The organism is Acidobacteriota bacterium, assembly GCA_016703965.1.
GTDB lineage: Bacteria > Acidobacteriota > Blastocatellia > Pyrinomonadales > Pyrinomonadaceae > OLB17.
Genome location: JADJBB010000006.1, coordinates 1 through 23,427 on the forward strand (window position 1 = coordinate 1; position 23,427 = coordinate 23,427).

Here is a 23,427-nt window from a genome sequence, read left to right on the forward strand (position 1 = left end):
AGATGAAGCTTGAAATGATTCTAGCCCAATACGAGTCATCTCATCGGTCGTTCGCTCCCGCTTGCAAAATTCGATGGGATTGGCACACTGCCTCTGCATTTTCCGCCTAGCTCATACTCTTTTAACCTCTAGTTTTAAGCCAGCTCTTGAATGCCGGATCGCGTTCAAAAGGTGGTTAAGCGCGTACTCGACAACATCGTCATTGGCTGATATCGGTATTCATGCTGACAGACGCCAAACTGAAGATATTGGTTCAGTTTTTGTCGGTCGCTCGAGTCTACGGGTGTTCAATCCTACGAAGTTCAAGCGGTTGATCTGCAGCAGCGGACGCCCGGAAATTCTGCTTCCTTGGGGGGTGATACTGCTCTGTTCGTCCATTTGGTATTTGGTCTCCTTACGTTGGCGAATTTACCTGGCTTGGTTGTTAAATCAATCGGCGTGCCGCAGCAGAGAACTGCGGTATTTGTAGCAACGGGCGGCGAATAAACGAACCGCTTTTGGCGTAAAGAGGCGGATCGAGGAGGCACGTAAAAAACAAAAATTACAGCGGCGGGTAATGACGGGATAGACCAAGAACCAACCCTTGTAATTGGCGTAAGTCTCACACTGTCACTAAAGTTACGCGGTGTCATCAAAATTACAAACCGCAGTTCTCATATATTTCTCGCAAAAGGCAATGTATTCCCCTTTTCCTCCTGTCCAATGGTCAGGACAAATTGAAATGAAACAGACGAACTGGGTGACAAAACGCCGCCACAAAATCGAGGGACTGGAGTGCACAGAGAGAAAATAGTAAAAACATCGAGTTCGATATCGAGGTCAAAACAGGCGGCCGATCAGCGTCAGGCCCTACGAAGACGACCACAAAAGCTTGAAGAGATCGCAGCCGAAACCGGTGAGAACAAGTCTGGCGATTGTCCGTCGAATGATCCATTTCGGGCCTTTGAACGATAGACTCCAGCATTTTGCTTCGGGTCGCTGGCGGAAAGCTCGATTGGCTTTGCGAACCGGCCGCCAGAACGACGGGTTGATCTTGCTGTAAGCGACAACATCGGCGAGATTCGAGAGAGTACTTGATCGAATGGAATCGAGCTTGGAAAATGCACTAGAACTACCGTCAAGCAAAAGCTCGCTGACTACCGGAAATCTCTGATGTCGAGTATGTCGATTTCCTCGCAAATCTCGTTTTCCACAAAGCTCACCGAATACACGTCTCCGGAGACCAGCGACCGCAAACGGAGAGTGTTGTTATCGCCTCTACCGCAATGGCTGAGCTGATCGAACACGCCGTGTCCGATCTAAGAAATGTCTCCTTTCACGAGCACGTCTCCAGAAACGAACCCTTCACAACAACTACCTTGCAAACCAATACGAATACTAAAACAGCGAATCGATTCCCTTGCCTAAACCTCGCGAACCAAATAGCAGAGCGAATCACGAGAGTTATTCGCCTAACGTTCAATCAAAAGAGGCAGTTCTCGCGGTCTCATTCATTATCTAGCGTACAGTAAGATCGACCGAATGCAGAGCCCGAAAAGGTCGTGAACTTTTTAACGAGTTTGCGAACACCTTACCGTAAGAAGTAAACAACTTTCAAATCCGATTGCGGCAAAGGCCGTCCCTCAAACAACGAACTTCACCATCTTGTTCTTCATTTCGGCGGGAGGATTTTCAACAACTTGGTTCGACTGATGAGGAACGCCAGCGGCAAGTAAAAATCGTAACAAGATTTGCCATCGGAAAGTTAGAAAAGAGTCTCAAAAGCGAGCGGCTTGCCTGGGCAGGTGCCGTTCATCTCAACACAGCAAACCCGCACGTTCATATCGCAATTCAAAAGCAATATCTGACCAAAGATCTTCAGGGTAGATCGCTGAACAAAAGGAACATGACGATGACAAGCAGCACAATCGAAATGGTCCACAAAAAAACATGACGCCATTAAGTTTCAAAAGGGCGACGGAAATATTCACGAACGAGAGATTCTACGCCGGGGTATTCTTGCCGAATATCAACTCAAATTTAAGGAAGAAAAAATTGCCTTCTTATCGAAAATCGTGAGAGCCTCAAGTTTCCGATCAGGATCCGGAAAAAGCAATAACGCAAAGAGTCTCGCTCTTGGAGCTAAGGCAATTAGCGAGCAACTCCGGAAGAAAGCAAAACACCGCAATCACGCCAGATCATAGCGATAACCAACAGCATACTCGCCCGTGAAGAATCGGAATTTTTCAAACTCAAAGAGGAAACTGTATCAATTCGTGGTGAAGTAAATCTGATCCGAACCGACTATAGAAAAAGAGGAGTAAAAGTACCACGGCCCGCATTCAATAAACAAGAACTCGATGAACTTCAGAGCGAATGTCTAGCGAACACGAAAATGCGTGAATTTCGCTATCTTGAGCAGGTGAGAACCGACCTTGAAAACAAGAAAGAAATCGCACCTAGAACGGTTTCTGATCTTGGACTCTCGCTGGACAAAAAGCGGTTTCTGAAATGAGGATGCAGCTACATCAGCGGCAGCTCTCGACTTCAAAGACAACGCGTATTACCGAAAGGTGGAGGGGTTGAAACGATCGAGTCTCTTTGGCGATGATAGCTCGTCAAAATGATATCAAAAACGATGGTCGCCTGTTCTTCAAAGCATTCGCTCGGCAATCGAATATCTGACGAACAAGCCCCTCAAGCCGGAAATTCCAAGTCAAAGGGAATTTTTCTATTTGATTCGTCAATAGTTCTCTGAGTGAACAATCCTTGCAAATGCACAAATCGATACGGCAGAGCAAAGATTAGAGTTTTGAGGAAGTCCTTGATCGAAGCACCTTCGATACAGTGAAGCCAGTGTTTTCTGCCGATCAGATCATCGAAATTGACACACTCTCAAGAAAACTCAAATTTCCCAAAGAATACGCATCGAGTTGGAATCTCCAAAGGACGTCGATGCAAGGGGCGGTGCCAAGCCAACACGGAGCCAAAGGAAAGATCGGCCCCGACGAAGCCAGGAATCTTTCTCACGCGATCGTGGGCCGCGCATTTGCCAGAGAAATTCTTTGCAATATCGGACTGAGTAAGACAAAAGAAGACCTAGCTTTTTACCGAAGATCGAAACGTTTTCACAGATTTGCGATCGAGGACAAATCGAACGGTTCGATGAGTTATCTGAGCCTCAACGATGTCGATCTACCACGAAAAGGCTCGATTCTGACCGCACTAAATCTACTGCTGGAGGACAAGGATCATAGAACATTGCGACGCGAGATCGAAGGCCGAGCAAAGAGCGCGAGGAAATCCCGAAAGCAGACTTAGCATCCGCGAAAGTACTCTCCGAATGCCGGCCAACGAGGCTTCGGAGTTCAAGCAACGCTCCTGATTGGCAGTGCTGCGGATCCTCACCTTACCAGCCTATCTTCACAACAAACGAGATTACTGAGATTGGAGAAAAGAATCGAGCGAACTTCCGGCAGCAAAGCAGAACGACTGGTCTCGACGCTGGAACGCTCGACCCGAATATATTCCGTGTGTTTCGATGAAGTTTTGAGGAACATCTATGATCCAGAAGAAAGAGCTGAATCGGGCATGGAACGTAAGGAGGCACAACACGAAAGAAGGTCAGCTTCGGACGATCCGGCTATAACAAATGAGCGAAAGCCAAGCGGCGGAATTGAGCGATTGTGATTTCCGAACGAACTGTAAATTGCATCACCCCGCGTTTTTAGCACGCTCAACAGGCCTGTTAGTTCCCGGAGAATCGGCTTATCATCCACGCGGCTTTCCCATCGGACCGCAAAGATGCCCCTAGCCTGGCTCCGCCAATAGCCTCCATCGAGCCTACGCTAGACAAGCTAGGACTTTCATACCGTTTTTCCATTGAAAATAGGAACGGCAAGCCGCTAAGCAGATCACTGTCACCTTCTCAAATAAAACTACTGAGGCTTATTTCCATAACTCTTTACATGGGGCGGTGATCCGCATCATGGTTTGACGAGTCTCCTTACATATACAATCGGTAGTGCGGGGGAAGAGAAGGCGACTCTGAGTTTCTTACGTACTTTAGAATATCACCCACCTCCCGCGAAGCTTTCAGTGTAATTGGAACTTTTTGGTCGAAGCGAGTACTGTTCCAGTTCATTTTAGTTAAAGCGAATATCTCCGACGCAATTTCAGAGAAAGTCCTTTGAGCATAAGTCGAATCGATATAGATTGTGCCTGGAGGATACTTTCCGGGATACGTCTCATAGAATGGAACGCTCCCTTTCGTGTAGAGAATCCCTTTGTTGTCCTCATGATGCCACAATGTGCCCCTAAGCGGGGGATAATTCTTAGTGCGAAAAAGTTTTGTGCTTGATTCGCGAACATGAACGTAGTCAACATTCCGAATGCCTTTTTCATTGAAAGCTTTTCCGAAACCGGCAAGTTCGTACTCTGTAAATGATGAGGTCTTATGTAGGACTATTCGAGCCGGATAGTTGTTATGTTCATCGAAGTATTTTTGAAGAGCAGTGTTGACTATTGTGTAAGCACCCTCCTCATCTAAATGAACCTGTCGGTCTTCCGTATCTTTGTATGCAATCCCACCTCTGACAACGATTCCTTCTCCCCGTTCGTTAAAAACTTGAGCGGAACTGGCGTATATGTTTTTTCGGTCCAAGGTATTAAAAAAGCTAATGCCGAGAAAACAGGTTGTTAGATCAGAAGGCTTGCGGAGCATTCGCCAAGGAACGCCTCTTGCCTTGTAATAAAGCGCAGTATGAAAGTTCCACGTTCGCGTAGCTTCGTCTTGCTGGTCGCGATTGAATATCTTTTTTTGCGCCGCTTGTTTAGTTTCGTCATACGTCGCTGGAAGGACAATTTGAATTGGGACACGAAAAGCCAGCGATTCAGCTTTTAAATAGTCGTGAAAATCATAGAGGGCCTGAACCACATCTTTATCTTTGCTTTCTTTACTATCTTCATTTTCGGAAGTAGGCTCGTCCGCTAGACTTGCGGTCATATAGGCTGCGGTTGTAGCTTTGAGTTGTTCAAGCGGAAGAGCGCATACGATTACGCTGACATCAGACTTATCAAGAATACGGGAGATCTCCTCCGTGTAGAGTTTCGCCGTATCTTCCAGTATCTTATTGAAGTCTGCCCTCCGAGTTGCTGGTTTCTGATTAAAGTAAATCGCTCTAATAGTGGAATCGTCCCACGTAAGTTTTGAATGAAATCCATGTTCTGGGCTAAAGCCTGGAAACGGTGGAAAAAGGTTTGGCTGATTACTCTTCTTGGCAGGAATCTCCCCTCGACATTCTTCGAGCCATTCAGTCAGAGAATCGATAGTCTCATTGCTGCCAATAATGCCAAGTTTAATGTCCTTTGGTGCTTTGTCAGTTCCTGAATCGTAGGTCCCAAAATGCCCTATCCCAAAACGGACATCATGGCAGAGACCGCCATTGGCGAATTCTAATTGCGGTTCAGGTGTCAGCAAATCAATCTTCATCGTTCAAACAACAAGCCTCCTTCCGATTTGACTTTCGCCGCCGATTCCTTCTTCGACCAGGCTTCATCTATCACACCGTATGAAGAGCTAAATTTTAAGAGTTCGCCAAAGTGAAGGTCACTATATTCAGAACCTATAAGTTTAGGAGAACCGCTCTTAAGAATTTCAGCCCAGAAAAGCACTTGACGAAACACCGCTTCATTATTCTCCAGCCGTTTTATTCCGCTAATTAGGTCTTCATAGAACCAATACAGACGATAGCCGTCACGGGTGTAGTGGTAAGTCGGCGTGATCTGCAAATACCAATCGGATTCAACTTTTTCAAACTCAAACCGGAACGCATGGTGACGGTAATACATAATTTCGTCGGTCTTCTTGTTCGGATAAGAACCGAAAACCGTATGGGTCCCTTTCTTTTTAAGACTCATGGTTGTAATGGTTCTTGCAGACAAGTCTTCAGTCGGAGAAAAGTAGAGAAAGCGAAGTGGCTTTTTGTGGCGGTACGACAGATCAAGCGAACGTCCCATCTGTCGCAAGCAACCCTTCAGGAGTTCAATAAAAATGTTAGTTTCAACGGTGCTTTCAGTTTCAGACCATCTGGCCGTCTCGTGAGATTCGGCAACATTTCCGTCCACAACTCTTTTCCAAATTGGGTCATTAAAATCGTGAAAAGCATAAAGGGCTTTGCCATGATAAACCCAATCATCAGGGGGGCGTTCTGTCTCTTCACGCAAAAGGTTCCAAACGTCGGACCTACCTGTGGCTTCTGTATTGACCACGTAAATCTTTTCAGGAAAGTATGTAACCGGCAAAAAATTCGAGTAGAGCGTTTCGGTTTTTAATAAAGGCGGAACATCCTTAGGCGGATTGGCAAATGCGGATGATAGTGTCGGGGCAATCGACGCTGAATCCTTTGGAGATGCAGCGATTATTAGCTGGTTGCCGAGTGAATTAATTGGATTTATAGGGCGAAATTTCAGTAAGGCTATCGCTAAGGCGGCCGACGTGTGGCAAGCATACTCAGTCCAATCCGGAGAACGCTTAAAACCTACAACATCACTGATCCCTCTTATGGCCAAAACCGGCTTTTGCGCATTGTGGGCGGCTTGGTAGACACCGGCCAGTTCCATTTCAATTCCGGCTACGTGTCTAGCAGACTGTTGCCATTCTTTTACAAGACCGATGTCCTTAACGAGAGTGTCGCTAGACGCGACTGAACCCGTGAAGACCTTTGGAATCTTTCTTTGACTTCTTGACCCGAAGTATCTCCTCAGACTGGAGCGCGTTTTTGTCTGCCAGTCGGCATCACCGTAAAAGTATTCGGGGTTGAGTTTTGTCTTTGGGCGCTCCGGACCGATTCGACGTGTCGTATTCCACTTGCCCAATAGCGGTTCGATAAATGGAAGAGACGCAAGAAAATTCTGCACGTCGGGGTGCATGGGACCTCCGCGGTCATTGAACTGATGTGAGCCATCCTCAAAACTCGCGGAAACGCAAAAATCGTGAAGTCGAGAGGCAAGAATCACGTCGCCCAAAGTGTAGTCGGGATCAGGAACGCAACCCGCGATTCCAATTAAGAGAATCCACTGTGGATTTAGTTCGTCAATCAGTCTTTGGGCGACCGTTTGGGCTTGTTGGTTTCCTTGCTCCAGGCAGCGAACCGAAGCAATAGAGTATTCGTCTCCGTTTGACGTAAGGAGGGTTGAAATTGAATACGTCTGTTTTCCTTTACAAAGTGTTTTTGTCGGGAGGCGTTTCAATACCGCTTGGGACTCATCTTCTCTGATCGTGATGATTCCAAAGTCGATTTTATCTTTTAATTCAGACGCGGAGACTTGTTTCACTAAAACTAATTTACCACATTTTTATGTGGTCGCTCACCTGGCTCATACTACCTCTTGTGGTGTAGATAACTTTCAACGACACGAAACTTCCTTGGCCCCTGGCTCATTTCGCCGAAATAGTTTCGGTAATGTATTTTGCCCCGTACAAGGCACATAATTTGCCATCTACTTTGATCGATTATCTACGCGATCGAAACGAGGAGGGGCGAGTTATGAAATATGATCTGAGCAATAAGGTAGTTGCTCGCTTGAATGAAGCGGAGTCTACACTTCCAAACAGGAGTCTCGATCTCGGGAATATTAGCACTCCAGAATTGGGGCTTCTTTCACCCAATCGGAACGAAATTGCACCACGGGGTAGCGGTCGCGAAGCCGCCCTTTTCGCTTACTCCGAACGGCTGCGAAACAGCTACAAACAAAATGATGGCGGACTGAGGGATGGTATGGTTTTGCTTGGCGATGCCTTCCGGAACGGACAGCCGATTTCGATCACGTGTTTTTGTCGGGCCGGGCAAATGTGTCACGCGGATGTCGTTAAACTCGCTATCGAGAAAGTCGCGAAGGCAATTGAGGTCAAAGAACTGAATCGAGCCTCACGTCATACGCTTACGCAAGATTCAAACTTTCATCCTTCTAATCCACGCACAGAAAGAGCGATCAACGAGATCCTTTCGGTTAGCCGAGCAGACCTTGAGCTTTCAAAACTTGACGACACAGATGGCCGCAACAGGAGCGAGCACGCTTCGTACTTGAACAGCAGATCACAGTTTCTCCGTGACACATACGAGCGTGGAGGAACCGTTCAGAATGGCGTTCTGATAATTCCGAAGGAGTCGCACGATCTAAAATCACCGCTCCAACTCGCAACTCTTAGCTACGCAGTTATGCGGCTTGAACCATTGGTAAGGTCAGACAAAGCTCGCGAAGTCGCACCACAGATCCTTGACTATGGAAAAGCCATCGCCGGCAGCAATGCAGATCGAGAGACCGAGGCAAAGGTCTTTCGTTGGATCTATGACGCGCTCGACGGGAAACGAGAGTTTTTGGATCGGGATCGCGATCAGTCGAAAGCAGAATCGACGACAGAGCGATTCGATCGGACTCTAGCAGAAATCGCAATTGTTGCGGGTGAGATGGAGAAGCTCGAACCAACTGACCGTTCGATCCAGTATGAGTCGCTTCTCGAGCCTGATCTCCACGATACGGACCATCAATTACGAGGATCGGTCGAAGAACCTAGTGAAACCTTCGAGCATCTTGCAACGGAACCAGATTCTGAACACGTTAATAGTACTCTCGGGTTTGAGCGCATCGAACTTGAGAGTACACATCTAAACTTGCTCGCTTCCGAAATTTCCGTGGAAGAGATGAAGCACTGGGCTGAGGTCAAATTTCCGGCACTGGACGATGCCCTGGAAAATGGCATTTCGCCCTCCATAATTCTCAAACTTTTTAAGGCAAAATCTGAAAAGCCGATCGAGAACCATGTGAAAGGAAAGGAACTAAATTACGAGGACCTTCGATTAGCATCCGCATATCTTGAGTACCAGCTAACTCAACCTGAAACGAGACTTCGACATTTCAACGGACGGTATCGAGACTACGCACAGATGTTAGATCGCTGTCAGTCGCGTGAGGAAGTTATCGAAGCGTCTTCAAAGATACGGATTGAAAATGCCTCTGTGGGGCTTCAAAAGCTACAGAATGCCCAGAATCGAGATACTAAGAACCTTCCGGCTCTGACGCAAAAAGAAATGCAAATGTTGTTTACCGAGCAGTCGCCCCGGCACTACACATCCGAAATGATCGTCGCGAAACTTAACTACGCCGGTGACCGCGAGACAACAAAAGCAAGAACTGAGGCTTTGAAAAGAGGCGAGATCGCACGTAGCCCAGAGGCCCAACAATTGATCGAAAGTCTGGAATCTCGAATGGAAAGAAAGTACCTGAGCGATTCCTTATCAGCAACAAAGCATTTTCTCCAAAGTCTCAAAACCCCAAATGAGGAACTCCGCTTCAAAAACAACTTCGACCACAGTGAACTTTACAGCAAACTGCCGCCTGCGGAGAGGGATTTCGTTTATCAAGTAGCTACCGAGCAGAAGGAAAGGCTAGAAGCAACGGCCAAACTGACCACCCAGGAATCGAAAGGTCCCTTCATCGACGGAACCAACCAATCCACGCCCGATCTCCAACCAGGCAAGCTTCAAGCAGCGCTGAAAACCGAGCTACTCGAATTGTCACTCGCAAATGCCGATCCGAAGTTTGTTGAGGAACGAACCCGGGTAATTTTAACGGATCATTTGAGTTCGGTTGGAGCAAGAAGTACGAATAACGAAGCGCGACAATTGCTGACTTTCGAACTCAGCGGCATTGTTAATCAATTTAATGACAAGGAGCTATCCAAAGATCGTCTTCCATTCTCCACGCAGTCGATGTCCGCAGACGTTCGAAGTCGGGATGACCATTTTCGAACTACGTCCGAGCGTATTCGGTAGCTTAACTACGCCTCGATTTACCTGATCGGCAAACCAGAAGCCTAGAGCTTTTCAATAAGTTCATCCTTTATGAAATTAAATGCCTCATTAGCATCATACTGTTCCGTTGGTCTCAACAACGCCCGTGTGTCGCCTAGGAACTCGTTGTCCTGCATCTTGGTTTCGAGGTTCCCGAGAAACTGTTTTCTAGTTGGCGGATTGTCTACGGAAAAAGCGATATACTTTCGATAAACTTCAATGATCTGTTGAGAATCTGGCCGTTGCTCTTGATACGCCTTGTAAAGATCGTAGAGGTCGCGCCCTTTACGACGCTGATACAGAGCCCTAAGCTTCGTTCCGAGAAGCTCTTCGATCCTGTACGTGACAATATCAGTACTTCCGCTAAACCAGTCAGATTCCGTTGCAAAGGGAAACTTCTGCAAACCCATCACGTTAAAATGTTCGCGGCAGTTTATTTCGACTTTTAGTTTCAAAGGTTGGACCGGAGGTATTTCCGATTCGAATCGAAAACGCAGAGTATTATTGTCTTTCTTCTGAGCCACAGATGCCGCACCGACGAATTCAAGCCTGCTTTGAAGGCGGGCAAGCGTTTCTTTAATTGGTTCGGGTTTGATCTGAACGAGATCGATATCTTCGGAATACCTAGGTTGCGAGGTCAAGTAGAGTTTATGAAGAGCGGTGCCGCCGCGAAACGCCAGTCGTTCGCGTAGGAAATCATCCGAAAAGATTTCCACAATAGCGCGTGTGATCACAAGGTCCTGCTCGACCTGTTCATTTGTCTGCCATGGGACAAAATTGGCCCATTGGGTGATATATGCGGTAGGAATCACTATTCGGTATCTATCGTTTCATTTACAACTACATTCCATCTCGTTTCAACCGGAAATCCACGTTTCCTTTTTGTTGTACTTAATGGCACAGGAAAGAACTTTTCGACATTTAACGCTGCGGCTTTATAGAGCCCGTCCGCAAGGGACTCTGCACCTGTTGCTGTTTCAAGCAGATAACCCAGCCGCTGAATTACGGCAGTTGGAACGAACTGAATAAACTCGTTGTTTAGTTTCTCGATACGGATCGCTTCGGTCAGCTCTGAGAGCACTTCAACTACTCGGTTCAAACCGCCGACTCTTTTATGGTGCTGCACCAAATCGGCAGCGGTAAGTTCTGGCGAGGAAATCTTTACAACTCCTGTTTCGGTCTTTCGGTTTTCGAGAAGGTCATCTGGGATCTCTTTTCTGGTTATGTAATTTACCTTTATCCCCTTCTTCACGGTCGGCCTCATGGGCGGTAAACTCGTAAAGACAAAGAACTCTTGAGGCACCTGGTGTGCCGCGCCGTAAAATGCAGCAGCGTTTAAAAGGCCAACGTAATATGAACGCTCCAAGAAACGCATTAGTCCGTCAATAAATAGTGCCGGCGGAAGAATCCCGCGTGACGAGTATTGAGGCGTGACAATGACGTAATAGCCCTTGTGGGCGGAAATTATGGTGCCCTTTCGTGATAATCGGTTCAGAGAACGTTTGATCGCGGTTTCAGAATACTGCGGCAGCTCACTCTCAACTCGATCCAGAGAGAAAGCGCTCCGGCCGAAAGCAATCTCCTTATCTACCCATTCTTCGACTCTTAGTTGCGAACTTTGTGATCTCATGAAAGTAATCCTTTGCACAAAGTACCACTTTTCGGTACTTTTCGCAAAGAAATACTTTACTTCGAATTCGAGTACATCGCTTTGTGATCTACCTGCTCAACCATTCCTCTAAGAGCCAAATCCTGTTCGATCGGTAACAACCGGGGTAGTTTGCCGACATCTTCTACAGTGAGAGCGGCTCCTTTCCATGTTCTTTTTTCATGGGCGTTCCTACTAAAAATAATGTTGATGCCTCCTCACGCTCTTTGCCGATTGGGACGGCCCAGAGAGTGAACCGATTTTGGTCAATTCTTGAGTAAAGATAGAAGTAGTTTCTGTGAATCATTGAATGCCCTTCCGAAACATAATTTCGATCCTTCTTTTCCCAGACGACGCCTTCTAGATCTTTCAGCATTGCGGGGAACGAACCGCGTTTTTGGTGGAACTTCACCAGATCTCTGTTCATCAATGCGGTTGCGTCAACGGGGATTTCTGAGATTCGCTTCCGTTCCTGCGACCAAAGGGAGTAGACATAGACGCCGATCAACATTGTGAGGGCCAGCGGGGCTAGGATGAGCGAGATCTTGAGTCTATTTAACATACGTTTTAGATCGATGCGTGTTCAATCACCAAAGAACCTCCATTACCTTGGGCAGAAAAGTATCCTACCTCGACAGGAAGGTTGTTGAGAGCGTTGAAAACTGGATCCTTTTTCACCGATTCGCCGTCTTTTTGATGTTCCAGCGAGTCAAGTGCTGGCTCTATTGCAGATGGAAAAGCCAGTTCTGAAAGACGTTCATTCGAACAGATTCGATCGACCTCAGATGAGATAACTTCTTTGAGAGCTGCCTTGTCATGTTCGGCAGCCTCGTTAGCATGGCCCGAGTCTGTAAACGAGAATTGAGGATCAATATCTCCAAGGTGGATCTCGCGAGGTTGACCTTTGGTCGCGGCGGAAGAAGTGTTTTTGTGAACCGCAAAGGGCGGGTATGCAGCGCGGATCGGCGGGGCGGTGTCGCTGATAATCAACACTTCGGAATGAGCTGCTGTTTGTCGAATCTCATTCGGCAGCATGAGGGCACGCTTTTGCTCCGCGTATCTGGTGTTGTCCTGTTTCTTTCCCGGAAAGTCCTGAAATGTTTTTGAGAAGATCGTCGTTTCGCCCAGCTGCTTTGAGGCGTACTCGGCAGTCACATCGTCAAGGCCCGGCAGAAAGATCTTGGTCATTATGGTACCGAGTATCGCATTCGCCTGCTCACGACCGTATTGGTCGTACATCTGAGGTAAGTCCTGGTATCCGAGACCGAGTCCAACACCGCGTCCACGCCCGATACCTGATATTCTCTTAACCTCCGATACATTCAACTGGTAAGCCTCGTCTATGAGAACGAAGCACGGATGCTCTGGTTCATTTACACCATCGAGCCTCATTTCCATAACGGCCTGTCCGATGAAGGTAGCGATAAACTCTTTATAGACGTCAGCGGCCCCTTCCGAGACGACAAGGTAAATTGCCGTACCGGGTTTGCGAAGGTCTGCGAAGTTTATCGAGCGGCAACCAAGAGCCGCTTCGTCTTTGGTTGGCGGCATCATTACCATCCGAGCAGGTGCAAGTGTGAACGGTCGAAGCTTGTTGTACAAACCAATCAAAATGGATCCGCGAGTCTGAACCGGTGCCTGGCGAAAAGCCAAATAAGCTTGTTTCGCGTAGAGGCTTGGGGAATTCATCATCGCGTCGTTGAAAGCCTGATCGCCGTCACCGCTTAAGAAGAGTAGAAAGTCGGCGGCGAACGCTGGGATAGCTTTCTCACGGTAAACTTCCGCGATGTGAAGCAAAATTGCCGTCAAAGCTATCTGTTCGGCATCACCCCAGAAAGGATCCGCATTCGTCCGGCGTCGGCCTTCTATACCGAGCATCATCCCGGCAATCTGACACGTAAATGCAGGATCGTTTCTACATTTTGGAATGAAGTTCCACCGATCGCTTCTTGTCGGATCGTTGAGGTCCAAACGATAGATCGTTTCGGCCGAACGGGCCGTCTGGGCGAAAAGCTCGCCCTTTGGATCGTAAACCAGACATGATGATTTAGTTAGTATCGCCCGGATCATGGACACGAAAAAAGTCTTTGATTTACCGGAACCGGTCGGGCCGAACATAACAAAGTGGCGAAGCCACTGACTTGCGGGAAGATATACATCGCGACCCCAAAACGCTTTTGCGAGAGGAAGCGCATTTGCAGGTAATGGCAATCCTCCAATCCGATTCATCAGACCGCAGCGAATCAGATCGGATGCCTTCGCCCACCGCGCTGAGCCATGGGCAGTACTCATTCGTCGAACGCGGTACGCCCACATTAGTGAATAGGAATCTACAAGCGAACCCGCAAGACAGATCAGAGCCATCGCCCAAAAAACCAAAGTTATCAGACCATAAACGTCTAAAAGATATCCCGCAAACAAGCAGACTATTGAACCGAGTAATCCCAAAGCAATGAAGAAAACACACATGCCAATGTCAGCCGACCACTGCCAAAACGCTTGATACGATGGCAGATACTGCTCATTTGCTTTCCTTGGAATACCGTAGGAAGCGTCGAATTTCTCAATCCATTCACGCGAAAACATAGCTTGATCGGTTACCGTGTGTTACGAAGATAATCACTCTGTTCTTTAAGCGAGTCATATGTCGCCGAAGTAATGGACGATACATCACCTCGCCAATGCCGTATCCTCCAGCCTGACGCACTCAATTGTTCAACAGTTGAAAGTGCTGCCGGAAAGGGTTTATCGCGGAGCGCTTCAAAATATAGAACGGTATTGGGTTCGCTTTGAGGGAGCGGAAATCTAAAAAGTAATTGTGAGCCTAGATCGGATTTTGGTACGGCCAGTACCTCAAATGAAAAGGGTTCGCGTCGATATATGATATGAAACGTGCTTCGCTCTGAAGTAATAGTTGCTGAATTTGATTGAACCCCGGGCGGAAGTAGTCGGGCGGCATTGAGGTGGCGAATTATCCGATCGAGATTCTCTGGGAGTCTTCCGTTTTGAGCATTCAGCGACAACACCGACAACGAGATCGCCATTCCCAAAGCCGACGTTTCTCTGAGTCTTACCGCATTATCATACTCGAGGCCGGAGAACGGGTCTTCGGTCTGCGGTCCGGTCGGCGAAGACTCTTTTTCAAATTCAGGCCCACGAGTTTCAACAAATCGAACCTGGGCCGTTTCGCTCTGCGGCATCAATATTCTGACAAATCCGTAGACGCCGACCACGCAAACGACTACCAGTAGGCCAGAGTATTGAGTGCGAACCACCAACTGTTTGATCCTCGAAAAAGCCCCAATGTGGGTTCTGTTCTATTCATAACGAATTGTCGGCGAACTGCGGCCACCTAATCTTCCAACTCGCATCGCGCGAGCCTAGCCAAGAATCGATGTCCGGGTGGAAGGCGTGCGTCATCCCCAAGAGATAGTCGAGTTGAAGAGTCAGCAGTTCTCTGGACGCGCCGGTCTTCACGAAATAGCAAAAATATCGGACCAAGCTTTTCGAATTCAGAGACTCAACCGAGTCGCGTTCGAGAGCTGCAACGATGTCGATCGACTCACGGACGCTCGGATGATCTTCCATTCCGGCGATTCCGCGAACGGCGTCTATTAGCTTGGTTGTAAGTGCTAAGTGGGCTGAAGTCGCGCGTTTATTTCTTGTCGATAAGATCTCAAGCTCCTTTTCCAGCGAAGGACTCGCGAACCGGCTGTAAACGTGTCTCGAAATGAACGGCGAACTGAGTTTGTGGCGCAGATCATTTGAGGTCGTGATCACGATCGGTCTCGAATTCCAGTCGGGAACGCCTATCGTTCCGCCTTCGTATCGTGGAATGTAGATCAGTCCACGTTCGAGCGGCATAAGAAGTGAATCTTCAATACTGGCCCCAAACTTATCGCTTTCATCAAGGATCAACACCGGCGGTGGTTTCATTGGAGTGCTCGACGCCGCGCTTGCCGCCAAGTCGTATGCCATTCCTACTTCACCAAGAATCAGAAATCGGCGCTGCCACTTAGAGCGTCGGGCATTGTCGAGAAACTCGGCCTGCTCTTCAAGTGGCAGTTGTTTTGCGAGTGCCAGGTGTTCTCTCATCCACACGGCTTGCTCTTCATTATCCCAGTCATAGAGGATCTCTTCCTGTTTTAACCCATCGCGTCCGGCAACAACGCACATCGAAAGATTGCAGGCGGCGGCTAACGCTTCGGGAAATGCAGTCTTCCCGCTGCCGCGCGTACCGGAAATAAGCCATGCCCGTCCAGACTTAAGACTTTCACAGAAGTCTTCGAATACTTGCTCGTCGGGCACGTATCCGTGTCCAGCCATCAGTTGGAAAAGCTCACCATGCTTTCCGTCTGAGACAAGTTCGCGAGGGTTGATCTGTGGACGGGATGCGTCAAACGGAATCATTCCTTTTTTGCTCCCGTTTCTGTGTTGGCAATTGAAGTGTTCGGTTCGGGTAGTTGCGTCACAAGTACATATCCGGTGGTTCCGGCTAAGACCTCTAGGAATGTGTCCTCGAGTTCGTTTCCAAACAGTGACTGACTCGTGTCCTCGGAGAGTTTTTCGGACCCTCTGCGCAGCGGCTCAGATATTACTACCGTTCCCCCTGAACGGAATGAACCGACCGATCCCAATATCGAGCCGGCAGTATCTTTTATGCCTCGAAAGAATCGGGTCCACTTTCCGGTGACTCTTTTCCTGTTTCCGGGAATCCCTGAGGCACCGTCAGTTCCCAATAGTTCGCCGGTGAACTTCACCAGTTCACCAGAAACCGGATCGATCAGGCCGATAATGTTGACGAACGCTCTTACGGATTCACCGCCCCGTAGATTACCAATTAGAGTCGTGCCTGCCGGATAGGAATAACCTTTTCCTACAACCGGTTGTGTCAATTCCATACGCACGACCCCGCCGGAATTTCTAAGCGTGTAGATCGCTCCAATAAGGCGGACCGTAAGCAGTGAGCCAAACGGCAGTGAGCCACTTACTTTTGGCTTCGGTGTGTCCGAGGTTGTCGCTATAGTCGCTGCAGTATTATTGCGAAATTGCTCGTCTCTGACCTTTGTGACTCCAAAGAACAGCGAGCGTCCTAAGGGTTCGGTTGACGATACAGATTTTGACAGTGGAGTGTCGTTACCTTGTGGAGAATTCTTCTTTGTCTCCAGGTTGGTGGGCTGATCCTCTCGTTTGGGAGCGTCCCTTGAGGAGATATCAGTGCCAACATTGAAGGAAGGCTCGGTTCTCGTTCGCGATGCTGACATCGAAGAGATATCGTTTGACTCGGTGCTAACAGAAGCGGGTTTGTCGACTGATATCGGTTCATCGGATTGCCCAACCACAGAGTCCTTGCTTGGTATTGGCTCTTTTGCCGCTACCATTGTGAGGGCAGCCTTAAGTTTCTCATCCTCGGTCATTGGAGCCGGAGATGAATCCTTTTTGGCTCGTTCGATTAACGGCCTGGGGATTCGGCGTAGCGAACCAACCCATACCGAAGAACCAGGTAATCGCTGTACCCATCAGTAACAAGAATACCGTGAACGCGGCAGCGGTTTTTAGTACCTTCGCGGTTCGGGAAGTTTTTCGTTCCGATCCGGTTTCAAGATCCAATTCATCATCATCAACCTCATTCTTCGAAAGTTCATTCGGATCATCCAGCAACATTTTCTCGCGTTCTTCATCTGCCTCGATGTCCGGTAAGGCGGTCGGAATATCGGAATTTGTAGTTAACGTAGTTTGCATTGCGTGTCTCCTTTATTTCGATCCATTAAGAGTTGCCGAGATCGGAGCGTCGATAGCTTCAGTTTGAGCAACGGCGACTCGAATCTTTTGATTAACCCCAAGGAGCGGAGATTTGTAGACAAGAGCATAGAACGTAGTAGAGCCTGGTTGGACAAGGCCCTCAAACGCGGTTGTTTCCAAATAGCGGAGATCGAGTTTGGTGGTAAGAAGGCTGTTGCAGTCCTTGTCGAGCGTCTGGATCTGAAGTTCAGGGGAACCTCGAACGAGCCTTAGATTTGTTGATGCAGAATTGCGAATCGCAATAACAACAAGACGGTTTTCGGAATCAAGATCGGTGACGCGGGTCAGTGATAGTTCCAAACCGTGAAGAGGTGAAGACCACGCAGAGAGGTGCTTCTTTTGATCTCGAAGAACGTCAGCCAACCGCTTGTTTGCGGCCTTCGATATCTCAGCATCGGTCATTGCTCGCTTCGAACCCGCCCGCTTTGATTCGGGTATTTCGGCGAAAACAGCGTTTGAGATTGAGTTCAACTCCGACATTGGAGAATCAGAAATCTTCTCTTCGGCGGGCCGTGGTGAACCGACCAGTTTGGATAGTGCCCGTGAGTTGATCGGAGGAGAATTCTTGGTGTCACCGCCAAGGTCAAACGCGAGTCCTGCAACCCTCCGCGCCGAGACAACTGCTTCGCGGTCATATGAGATAACGCATCTGTGAGCATTCTTCTTAAGGTCGCTGACCGGTACCAGTTCGAGAATCAAAACCAGGCCGGACCGCATCTGCAGGCTGATCGCGGCAGAGGTCGCCCAGTCTTTTGAAGGGACGAATCCTTCTCCTGGATAAATGGTTATCGATCGGTCGGTTTCTTTTGTCGGAGACTGAAACACTGACGCAAGCTTGGGGTTTCCCTCATGGATGTAATAGATTCCGTCCGATGCGGGAAACTCGACAATAGAAACTGCGTTTTGAGCCAGTCCCAGACGCACAACAGTAGGCTGCTTCGGGTTGACCGTTACATTTGCTTCTCCCGACAGGAAATCAGGTAGCGGAGCATTAATTACCGCAACGGGCTGTGTTTCTTTGGAGACCGCTGAAATGTTTACGACCTTCTCATTTGAAGTCTGATTAATCTCGGTCGAGACCGGACGAACGACATTCTTTACCTTAGGTTTGTGAACAGGCTTCCGGCTCTGCGGATAAACATTGACACCAAATGCCGACAGGACGACGAGAGAGATTCCAATTATCCTCGTAGTGTATTTTCCCAGATTTGAAATGCTTAAAGTTTTCATGATTCAAATAATATTCCTTACTACTTACCGCCAATTGTTTAACTGCCGGGTTGAATTGCTGATGATGTTTCCTCCGCATCGCCGATGAGCGATAAAGGCGAGATGGTCTTGCCGTTTACGGGTTCGACGCGAAACCGAAGAATGGTGAAGCCGGTTCTCAGGTTATTGTCGTTTCGGATCGGGGTCGCAGGGCTGTCCTTCAACAGAAACTTACATTTAAGCTGTACGGACTCTTCCACATCCTGGCCTGCGGATTTGCGCCGTATCTTGCGCGTGCCGATCGCTCGCAGAATGTATGGGTCGCTTTCATCTACGGACAAGTCCTGTAGTTCCCATGACGAATTCACGCTTTCTGTCTTCTCGGCAGCGAGAACGCCGTTCTGCTTTAGTCGATTTGCCATCGCCATCGAAAGATCAGGGTCGAGCATTCGGAGCAGTTTGTTTACTTGCGCCTCACGCGTCGTTTGTTCGACTTCGTAAAGAGCGGTTAGAAATTCCTTGACCAGATACTTCTTGTCAGTTGATGTAGGAACGTCCGGCGTGATGCTGACGGTTTCGGTCGAACCGTAATCACGGTTGTTTAGTTCGACAACTCGTCCGCTCGATTTATCGACGACTATCCGGTCTGCCTTTCTAAAGATCAGGAACATGTTTACGCAGCCGCTCAGAGCGAGGGCAAAAAGCAGCACGGCGAGGATCTTCAAAAGCGACGCGATCGTAACGATGTCGTCCGGGTCGCGAGTAAGGTAAGTTGGTGAACCGTTAACCATGTTCGCTATGTCAGGCGTATCGATTTTTGTTTCATTTGCTTTCATAAGATTTCGGTCTCGGATGGGCTAATGGCAAACGCAGTGCCAGACGCGAAATAGACACTCTCGGGTCAATAGTCGGCTTCTAACTCCACATCGGCAGAAAAATTTGCCGAACGGTGCGAAAGTCGTCCGCAGTTGACTCGAAAATACGCCGACTATCGATCGTGGGTTGATAAAACAATTTCTCCGGCGAAAGTTGAGCGGGCTCGCCGAGTTGAATTTGTTGGAATATTTTGTCCGACAATAACGGGGCCGAAACTGAGTTGTTGCGCCTCGTCTGAAGTTTCCAGAGAGATCAGGCTCCGTCTACCGGTTCGCGGATCGTAAAAAACCAAAATTGCTTTGCTTTCCTGAACCTCCGTTGCCGTGATCTGCCTTTCACTCCTGGGATATTTCTCGGCGGCGAATGGAATCGGAGCCGTGCCAAATCTGCCTTGCTGCTTAAGCCAGCGATACACCTGCACGCCTTGCGAAACATATCCCAGAGTTTCCTTATACGGCGGGACACCGTTGACCGTCCTCCGTTGCGAGGCATTGATTAATCGTCCGTTCGACTTTAGATTTCGTCCATAAAGATACGCAGAAACGGTGCCTTCGCCGGCGTTATAGGCGGCTAAAACAGACTCAAGTCTCCAATCAAATAGGCGTCCCAAATACTTCACATACTTCGCTGCCGCATATAGCGATGAGGTCGGCTCGTACGGGTTTGCCAACCCAAACCGGGCAGCGGTCGCGGGCATGAACTGCATCAGTCCCTGAGCGTTCTTTGGACTGGTCAGCCATGGCCGGAACCGCGTTTCGTTATAGGCGATAGTCCATAGGATGAGCGGGTCGACACCTTCGCTTTTTGCGGCTTTATCTATCGTCGCCTCGAACAATCTGGCACGTGAAAGTACATCCATTCTTCCGAGTGAAGTTCGAGAAACCAGTTGTTTTTCCTGCGCTCTAGCAGCTAAAGGGAAACCAGCAAAAAGCAGTAATAGAAATGTGATCGGGTGTGTGATTCGTTTTTTCATATCACCCGCCCTTCGCAACCGATGTGCCACCCATGTGCCACCGAGCCCGATCATCGAACGGCACGAACCTTGCAGAGCGAGTGAAAGTATTGACGTATCTGGGCCCTTTTTCCGGGTTCGTCAACGAAAACCTATAAAAGCGAGGACGACTATGAAAAAACTACTGACACTTATCAAAGCCATGTGCCCGCACTGGCGCCGCTCGGATTAATGTTGCTTTTCACGCAACTGACTTCAGCACAAGGCCCGATCTTCACCGGAGATGCAAGTAACCTCTCCAACATCATTCGTGAAGCCCTTAAGCTCATGGCGATCATTCTCTTCTGTTTAGGAGCGGTCGGCGTGGCTTGGTCGATCTATAACAAGATGACCGGAAAGGAATGGGGCAACCAGGCGTTCGGTTCGCTCCTGTCGTTTGCGTTCGGAACAATCGTCGCGGTGTTCTGGCAGCTTGCACAAGGACGTGCGGTCGGAGTTGATACGAACTTCAGGAGGAAGCCACATGAGAAGACGTGCAACACGACCTAATGTTTTCCGTGGTCTGAAGCGGTTCGGGGTCTACTCTACCGACTGGAAGTTTATCCTGATCCCCACTGCGATCGCCTACATCGTTCCCTTTGTTTTCGGGCTTTGGGTGGGTTACGTTCCGCTGGGATTCCCTTGGGACTGCTAGTTTTTCTGATTCTTTTGGGAATCTTTAACTATCTTCGTTTGAGTAAGCCTTCCTACTGGCTTTCTCAGAAGTTTGACGCCGAGATAGACCGATGGACTAAGTATCGACCGCCGCTCCGAGGCGAACTCGAACCGACAAGTTGGAAGACATCGAACAGGAAATAAGCATGGACACAGCAAACCTAACATTCAAGCAAATCGCAATCTCTCTTTTCGGAGGACTTCTTTCCGTCGGTCTTGGTTTGGTAGCCGGATTTCGTTTCATCCCGGCAGTGAGATCGTTATCGAGCCGTACTCCATTGGACCGCGGGTCACGAACTCAACTCATCGAGAATGCAGAAGCAGGTCGGATATTTCCTACCGAGCTCGCGGGGCTAGACGGGAACACTATCCGTTACCGAGATGGCAGCTATGGAAAGGCCTATATTTTCGAACCGTCGAACAGTTTTCATCGACGGTTACGTGACTGAACAACGGATCGACGAGCTAAAAACGATACTGAAATTCGAGAAGCCGAAGCACACGATCATTCAGTTTCGGTTCCTAAATTCGCTCGACACGGGTGAGGTGCTTCGGTCACATCTCTCATCCAGAGACACCGCATCATCCGATCCGGTCGCCGGTGTGCTTCAGGCCACCAATCTTTCCCTTCACGAGGAAGCGATCAGATCCGGCGAAGTTATGCGACAAACCGCAACGGTCTGGATACGAGTTCCGGTACCTGATCCAGGTGAAAAGGGAATGATGTCTTTGCTCTTGCCTTCTATTTCAAAGGACATAAGGGATCACGGGTTTGCACGACTATTCCGCTTTCCCCTCAAAAGCATAAGAAATCGCGAAAGTGAATTGATGGTGCAGAGAGGTGCAAAGTGAAGCCGCCTGCAAACTAAAAAGCTTCTCGAGTATTTCAATCATTCGAAACCAATTTTCCGCAGCTTGCAGCTTCGGAGATGAACCGAACAGGGATATTTGAATCACTTTTATCAGCCATCGCCGGGAGCACGGTCACTGTTCCCAATCTGGAAGCTCAGATTGCGTCGATCTGCGGCGATATCTTTGGCAGTACAGAACTTGAGACAAAACGTGAGCAGTACATCCGTCACAATGGTACGCCTGCCAAGTTTAGTCAGTCTCAAAACTCTCCCAAATGGCTTTTGTAACGGCCGATATCATGCGCGCTATCTGACTGCTACGGAGCTCTAGGATTTCCGCACGAGATCGTCGTTGATTTGATGACAACTGAAAAACAGGCTGCAAAAAGACCTGCAAAAGCGAATCGATCGTATCGACGGCAGTCGCAACACCTGGCTTGGGTTCCGTAATCTCAAAAGGACGCGGTTGTTATCAAGTCAGACCTTGAGGGCCTGCTCGAACAGGTCGAAGGGGGACAATGAAGAGATCTGCAATCTCAGATTAACCGTTATTGTCTTTGCGGGCCGCTCAAGGGCTAAAAAGGAAACGCGTCGGCAACTTGAGATTCTTGACGACCGATGTGATGCCGTAGTCTCAGCGATCCGCAAGAAGATCGGGGCGGACGCAATTAGAGAAGACGCGGTGCGGCAACGCGCGATCTATCCGCGAATGCTTGCCGGCGAACTTTCCTGGAGGCCAACAGGTCAGGAACTTACGGAAACGGCCGACTCGGTAATCTCATTTGTCCCAACCGAAACTAGCTGGCGCGGCAGCCGAAGGCCGCACAGCATCTTTATAACTCCGAACGGCCAGATGTTTGGTCTTGATCTCTACGATCGGGCACTGATCAAATCTCCAACAGTCATCGTCACCGCAGCGTCCGGTGAAGGCAAATCATTCCTGGCTTCGATGCTGATCACGGATATCGGGCTCATCGCGGCAACGTAAAGGTCCGTGTGATGGACTATCGGCATTCGTTCAAGCCCATATGTCGGCTTTTTGGCGGCCGTCACGTCGAGTTTAACGAAGCCAATCCCAAACCGATCAACATCTGGAACTATCCGGGAATCGAGGAAGGTAACCGTCCTACGAAGCGCCAGCCAATGGTGCTGACGGACATCCTCATTCTTAGCAAACAGCAAAGACAGATGCGATCACAAGTGCTATTGCTGCCACCGTTATCGATGAGGTCTATAAGATGTCGCTGGCTCGAAACGGAGACGGCAGGACCGAAATTCCAACCAACGCTTGACATTTTCTGGATGTTCTTAAGACCTATCATTGGAGCCTGCACAGCAGGGCTGGTAGGCGAGCGAGCTTCTTTACTTGAAACTTAATGTTCACCGAAAAGACCCGTGGCTTAACTCCCCGACCCATCCTGACTATGACGTACACGATGTTCGATGTGTTTGAACTTTCAGGCATCAGTGCCTTGACGAGAAGATCCCGCGAGCGTTCTGGCTTTCGGATTAGTTTGGATAATGCAGGAGATAGGCGAGGAAGAC

Annotated in this window: 23 protein-coding genes; 10 read left to right on the forward strand and 13 right to left on the reverse strand. The window is 48.7% G+C overall.

Annotated features, from left to right (window positions below; translation table 11 throughout):
- Positions 1-1,603: 1,603 nt before the first annotated feature.
- The 3 genes from IPG22_05765 (at position 1,604) to IPG22_05775 (ending at position 3,669) form a co-directional block, all read left to right on the forward strand.
- Positions 1,604-1,933: a hypothetical protein gene (locus tag IPG22_05765; protein ID MBK6587807.1), complete on the forward strand. Its 330-nt coding sequence runs from the start codon at positions 1,604-1,606 to the stop codon at positions 1,931-1,933.
- Between the two features lie 1,013 nt (positions 1,934-2,946).
- Entirely contained in the window at positions 2,947-3,300 is a 354-nt protein-coding gene (locus tag IPG22_05770; GenBank protein MBK6587808.1) for a hypothetical protein, read from the forward strand.
- 126 nt (positions 3,301-3,426) lie between these two features.
- Positions 3,427-3,669, forward strand: coding sequence for a hypothetical protein (locus IPG22_05775; protein ID MBK6587809.1), 243 nt, complete (start codon positions 3,427-3,429; stop codon positions 3,667-3,669).
- 316 nt (positions 3,670-3,985) lie between these two features.
- On the opposite strand, the gene IPG22_05780 is transcribed toward IPG22_05775, so the two are convergent.
- Positions 3,986-5,470: a hypothetical protein gene (locus IPG22_05780; GenBank protein ID MBK6587810.1), complete on the reverse strand. Its 1,485-nt coding sequence runs from the start codon at positions 5,468-5,470 to the stop codon at positions 3,986-3,988.
- A complete protein-coding gene (locus IPG22_05785) occupies positions 5,467-7,314 on the reverse strand; it encodes a hypothetical protein (GenBank protein ID MBK6587811.1) in 1,848 nt (615 codons plus the stop codon). The genes IPG22_05780 and IPG22_05785 overlap by 4 nt, the downstream gene beginning before the upstream one ends.
- Positions 7,315-7,526: 212 nt before the next feature.
- On the opposite strand from IPG22_05785, the gene IPG22_05790 reads away from it, so the two are divergent.
- A complete protein-coding gene (locus tag IPG22_05790; protein ID MBK6587812.1) occupies positions 7,527-9,812 on the forward strand; it encodes a hypothetical protein in 2,286 nt (761 codons plus the stop codon).
- Positions 9,813-9,853: 41 nt separating this feature from the next.
- Here IPG22_05790 and IPG22_05795 read toward each other — a convergent pair whose 3' ends face one another.
- The 11 genes from IPG22_05795 to IPG22_05845 form a co-directional block, all read right to left on the reverse strand.
- Positions 9,854-10,642 (reverse strand): nucleotidyl transferase AbiEii/AbiGii toxin family protein, encoded by a 789-nt coding sequence (locus tag IPG22_05795; protein MBK6587813.1) that lies wholly within the window; start codon positions 10,640-10,642, stop codon positions 9,854-9,856.
- Positions 10,642-11,460 (reverse strand): type IV toxin-antitoxin system AbiEi family antitoxin, encoded by an 819-nt coding sequence (locus IPG22_05800; GenBank protein ID MBK6587814.1) that lies wholly within the window; start codon positions 11,458-11,460, stop codon positions 10,642-10,644. Before IPG22_05800 ends, IPG22_05795 begins: the two co-directional genes overlap by 1 nt.
- A gap of 163 nt (positions 11,461-11,623) precedes the next feature.
- Positions 11,624-12,040, reverse strand: a complete 417-nt coding sequence (locus IPG22_05805; GenBank protein ID MBK6587815.1) for a hypothetical protein — start codon at positions 12,038-12,040, stop codon at positions 11,624-11,626.
- Positions 12,041-12,045: 5 nt separating this feature from the next.
- Positions 12,046-14,064, reverse strand: a complete 2,019-nt coding sequence (locus IPG22_05810; GenBank protein ID MBK6587816.1) for a type IV secretory system conjugative DNA transfer family protein — start codon at positions 14,062-14,064, stop codon at positions 12,046-12,048.
- A gap of 11 nt (positions 14,065-14,075) precedes the next feature.
- Positions 14,076-14,756 (reverse strand): hypothetical protein, encoded by a 681-nt coding sequence (locus tag IPG22_05815; protein ID MBK6587817.1) that lies wholly within the window; start codon positions 14,754-14,756, stop codon positions 14,076-14,078.
- Between the two features lie 43 nt (positions 14,757-14,799).
- Entirely contained in the window at positions 14,800-15,888 is a 1,089-nt protein-coding gene (locus tag IPG22_05820) for an AAA family ATPase (GenBank protein ID MBK6587818.1), read from the reverse strand.
- Positions 15,885-16,895: a hypothetical protein gene (locus IPG22_05825; protein MBK6587819.1), complete on the reverse strand. Its 1,011-nt coding sequence runs from the start codon at positions 16,893-16,895 to the stop codon at positions 15,885-15,887. The genes IPG22_05820 and IPG22_05825 overlap by 4 nt, the downstream gene beginning before the upstream one ends.
- Positions 16,882-17,220, reverse strand: a complete 339-nt coding sequence (locus tag IPG22_05830; GenBank protein ID MBK6587820.1) for a hypothetical protein — start codon at positions 17,218-17,220, stop codon at positions 16,882-16,884. Before IPG22_05830 ends, IPG22_05825 begins: the two co-directional genes overlap by 14 nt.
- 12 nt (positions 17,221-17,232) lie before the next feature.
- Positions 17,233-18,510, reverse strand: coding sequence for a hypothetical protein (locus IPG22_05835; protein ID MBK6587821.1), 1,278 nt, complete (start codon positions 18,508-18,510; stop codon positions 17,233-17,235).
- Between the two features lie 38 nt (positions 18,511-18,548).
- Positions 18,549-19,325 (reverse strand): hypothetical protein, encoded by a 777-nt coding sequence (locus IPG22_05840; GenBank protein ID MBK6587822.1) that lies wholly within the window; start codon positions 19,323-19,325, stop codon positions 18,549-18,551.
- Between the two features lie 152 nt (positions 19,326-19,477).
- A complete protein-coding gene (locus IPG22_05845) occupies positions 19,478-20,338 on the reverse strand; it encodes a lytic transglycosylase domain-containing protein (protein MBK6587823.1) in 861 nt (286 codons plus the stop codon).
- Positions 20,339-20,548: 210 nt separating this feature from the next.
- Between IPG22_05845 and IPG22_05850 the strand changes: the two genes are divergently transcribed.
- The 6 genes from IPG22_05850 (at position 20,549) to IPG22_05875 (ending at position 23,259) form a co-directional block, all read left to right on the forward strand.
- The gene (locus IPG22_05850) at positions 20,549-20,866 is read left to right on the forward strand and encodes a hypothetical protein (GenBank protein MBK6587824.1); all 318 of its coding nucleotides are present in this window, start codon (positions 20,549-20,551) and stop codon (positions 20,864-20,866) included.
- Entirely contained in the window at positions 20,841-21,011 is a 171-nt protein-coding gene (locus IPG22_05855) for a hypothetical protein (protein MBK6587825.1), read from the forward strand. Before IPG22_05850 ends, IPG22_05855 begins: the two co-directional genes overlap by 26 nt.
- 410 nt (positions 21,012-21,421) lie before the next feature.
- Positions 21,422-21,883, forward strand: coding sequence for a hypothetical protein (locus tag IPG22_05860; protein MBK6587826.1), 462 nt, complete (start codon positions 21,422-21,424; stop codon positions 21,881-21,883).
- A gap of 77 nt (positions 21,884-21,960) precedes the next feature.
- Positions 21,961-22,170: a hypothetical protein gene (locus IPG22_05865; GenBank protein ID MBK6587827.1), complete on the forward strand. Its 210-nt coding sequence runs from the start codon at positions 21,961-21,963 to the stop codon at positions 22,168-22,170.
- A 178-nt stretch (positions 22,171-22,348) separates the two neighbouring features.
- A complete protein-coding gene (locus IPG22_05870; GenBank protein MBK6587828.1) occupies positions 22,349-22,870 on the forward strand; it encodes a hypothetical protein in 522 nt (173 codons plus the stop codon).
- Positions 22,871-22,881: 11 nt separating this feature from the next.
- Positions 22,882-23,259: a hypothetical protein gene (locus tag IPG22_05875; protein MBK6587829.1), complete on the forward strand. Its 378-nt coding sequence runs from the start codon at positions 22,882-22,884 to the stop codon at positions 23,257-23,259.
- Positions 23,260-23,427: the final 168 nt, after the last annotated feature.

Coding starts and splice junctions, on each gene's coding strand:
- IPG22_05780 (MBK6587810.1), bottom strand. CDS start 5,470: ATGAAGATTGATTTGCTGACACCTGAACCGCAATTAGAATTCGCCAAT.
- IPG22_05790 (MBK6587812.1), top strand. CDS start 7,527: ATGAAATATGATCTGAGCAATAAGGTAGTTGCTCGCTTGAATGAAGCG.
- IPG22_05800 (MBK6587814.1), bottom strand. CDS start 11,460: ATGAGATCACAAAGTTCGCAACTAAGAGTCGAAGAATGGGTAGATAAG.
- IPG22_05805 (MBK6587815.1), bottom strand. CDS start 12,040: ATGTTAAATAGACTCAAGATCTCGCTCATCCTAGCCCCGCTGGCCCTC.
- IPG22_05810 (MBK6587816.1), bottom strand. CDS start 14,064: ATGTTTTCGCGTGAATGGATTGAGAAATTCGACGCTTCCTACGGTATT.
- IPG22_05820 (MBK6587818.1), bottom strand. CDS start 15,888: ATGATTCCGTTTGACGCATCCCGTCCACAGATCAACCCTCGCGAACTT.
- IPG22_05825 (MBK6587819.1), bottom strand. CDS start 16,895: ATGACCGAGGATGAGAAACTTAAGGCTGCCCTCACAATGGTAGCGGCA.
- IPG22_05830 (MBK6587820.1), bottom strand. CDS start 17,220: ATGCAAACTACGTTAACTACAAATTCCGATATTCCGACCGCCTTACCG.
- IPG22_05835 (MBK6587821.1), bottom strand. CDS start 18,510: ATGAAAACTTTAAGCATTTCAAATCTGGGAAAATACACTACGAGGATA.
- IPG22_05840 (MBK6587822.1), bottom strand. CDS start 19,325: ATGAAAGCAAATGAAACAAAAATCGATACGCCTGACATAGCGAACATG.
- IPG22_05845 (MBK6587823.1), bottom strand. CDS start 20,338: ATGAAAAAACGAATCACACACCCGATCACATTTCTATTACTGCTTTTT.
- IPG22_05850 (MBK6587824.1), top strand. CDS start 20,549: ATGTTGCTTTTCACGCAACTGACTTCAGCACAAGGCCCGATCTTCACC.
- IPG22_05855 (MBK6587825.1), top strand. CDS start 20,841: ATGAGAAGACGTGCAACACGACCTAATGTTTTCCGTGGTCTGAAGCGG.
- IPG22_05860 (MBK6587826.1), top strand. CDS start 21,422: ATGGAAAGGCCTATATTTTCGAACCGTCGAACAGTTTTCATCGACGGT.
- IPG22_05865 (MBK6587827.1), top strand. CDS start 21,961: ATGAACCGAACAGGGATATTTGAATCACTTTTATCAGCCATCGCCGGG.
- IPG22_05875 (MBK6587829.1), top strand. CDS start 22,882: ATGGACTATCGGCATTCGTTCAAGCCCATATGTCGGCTTTTTGGCGGC.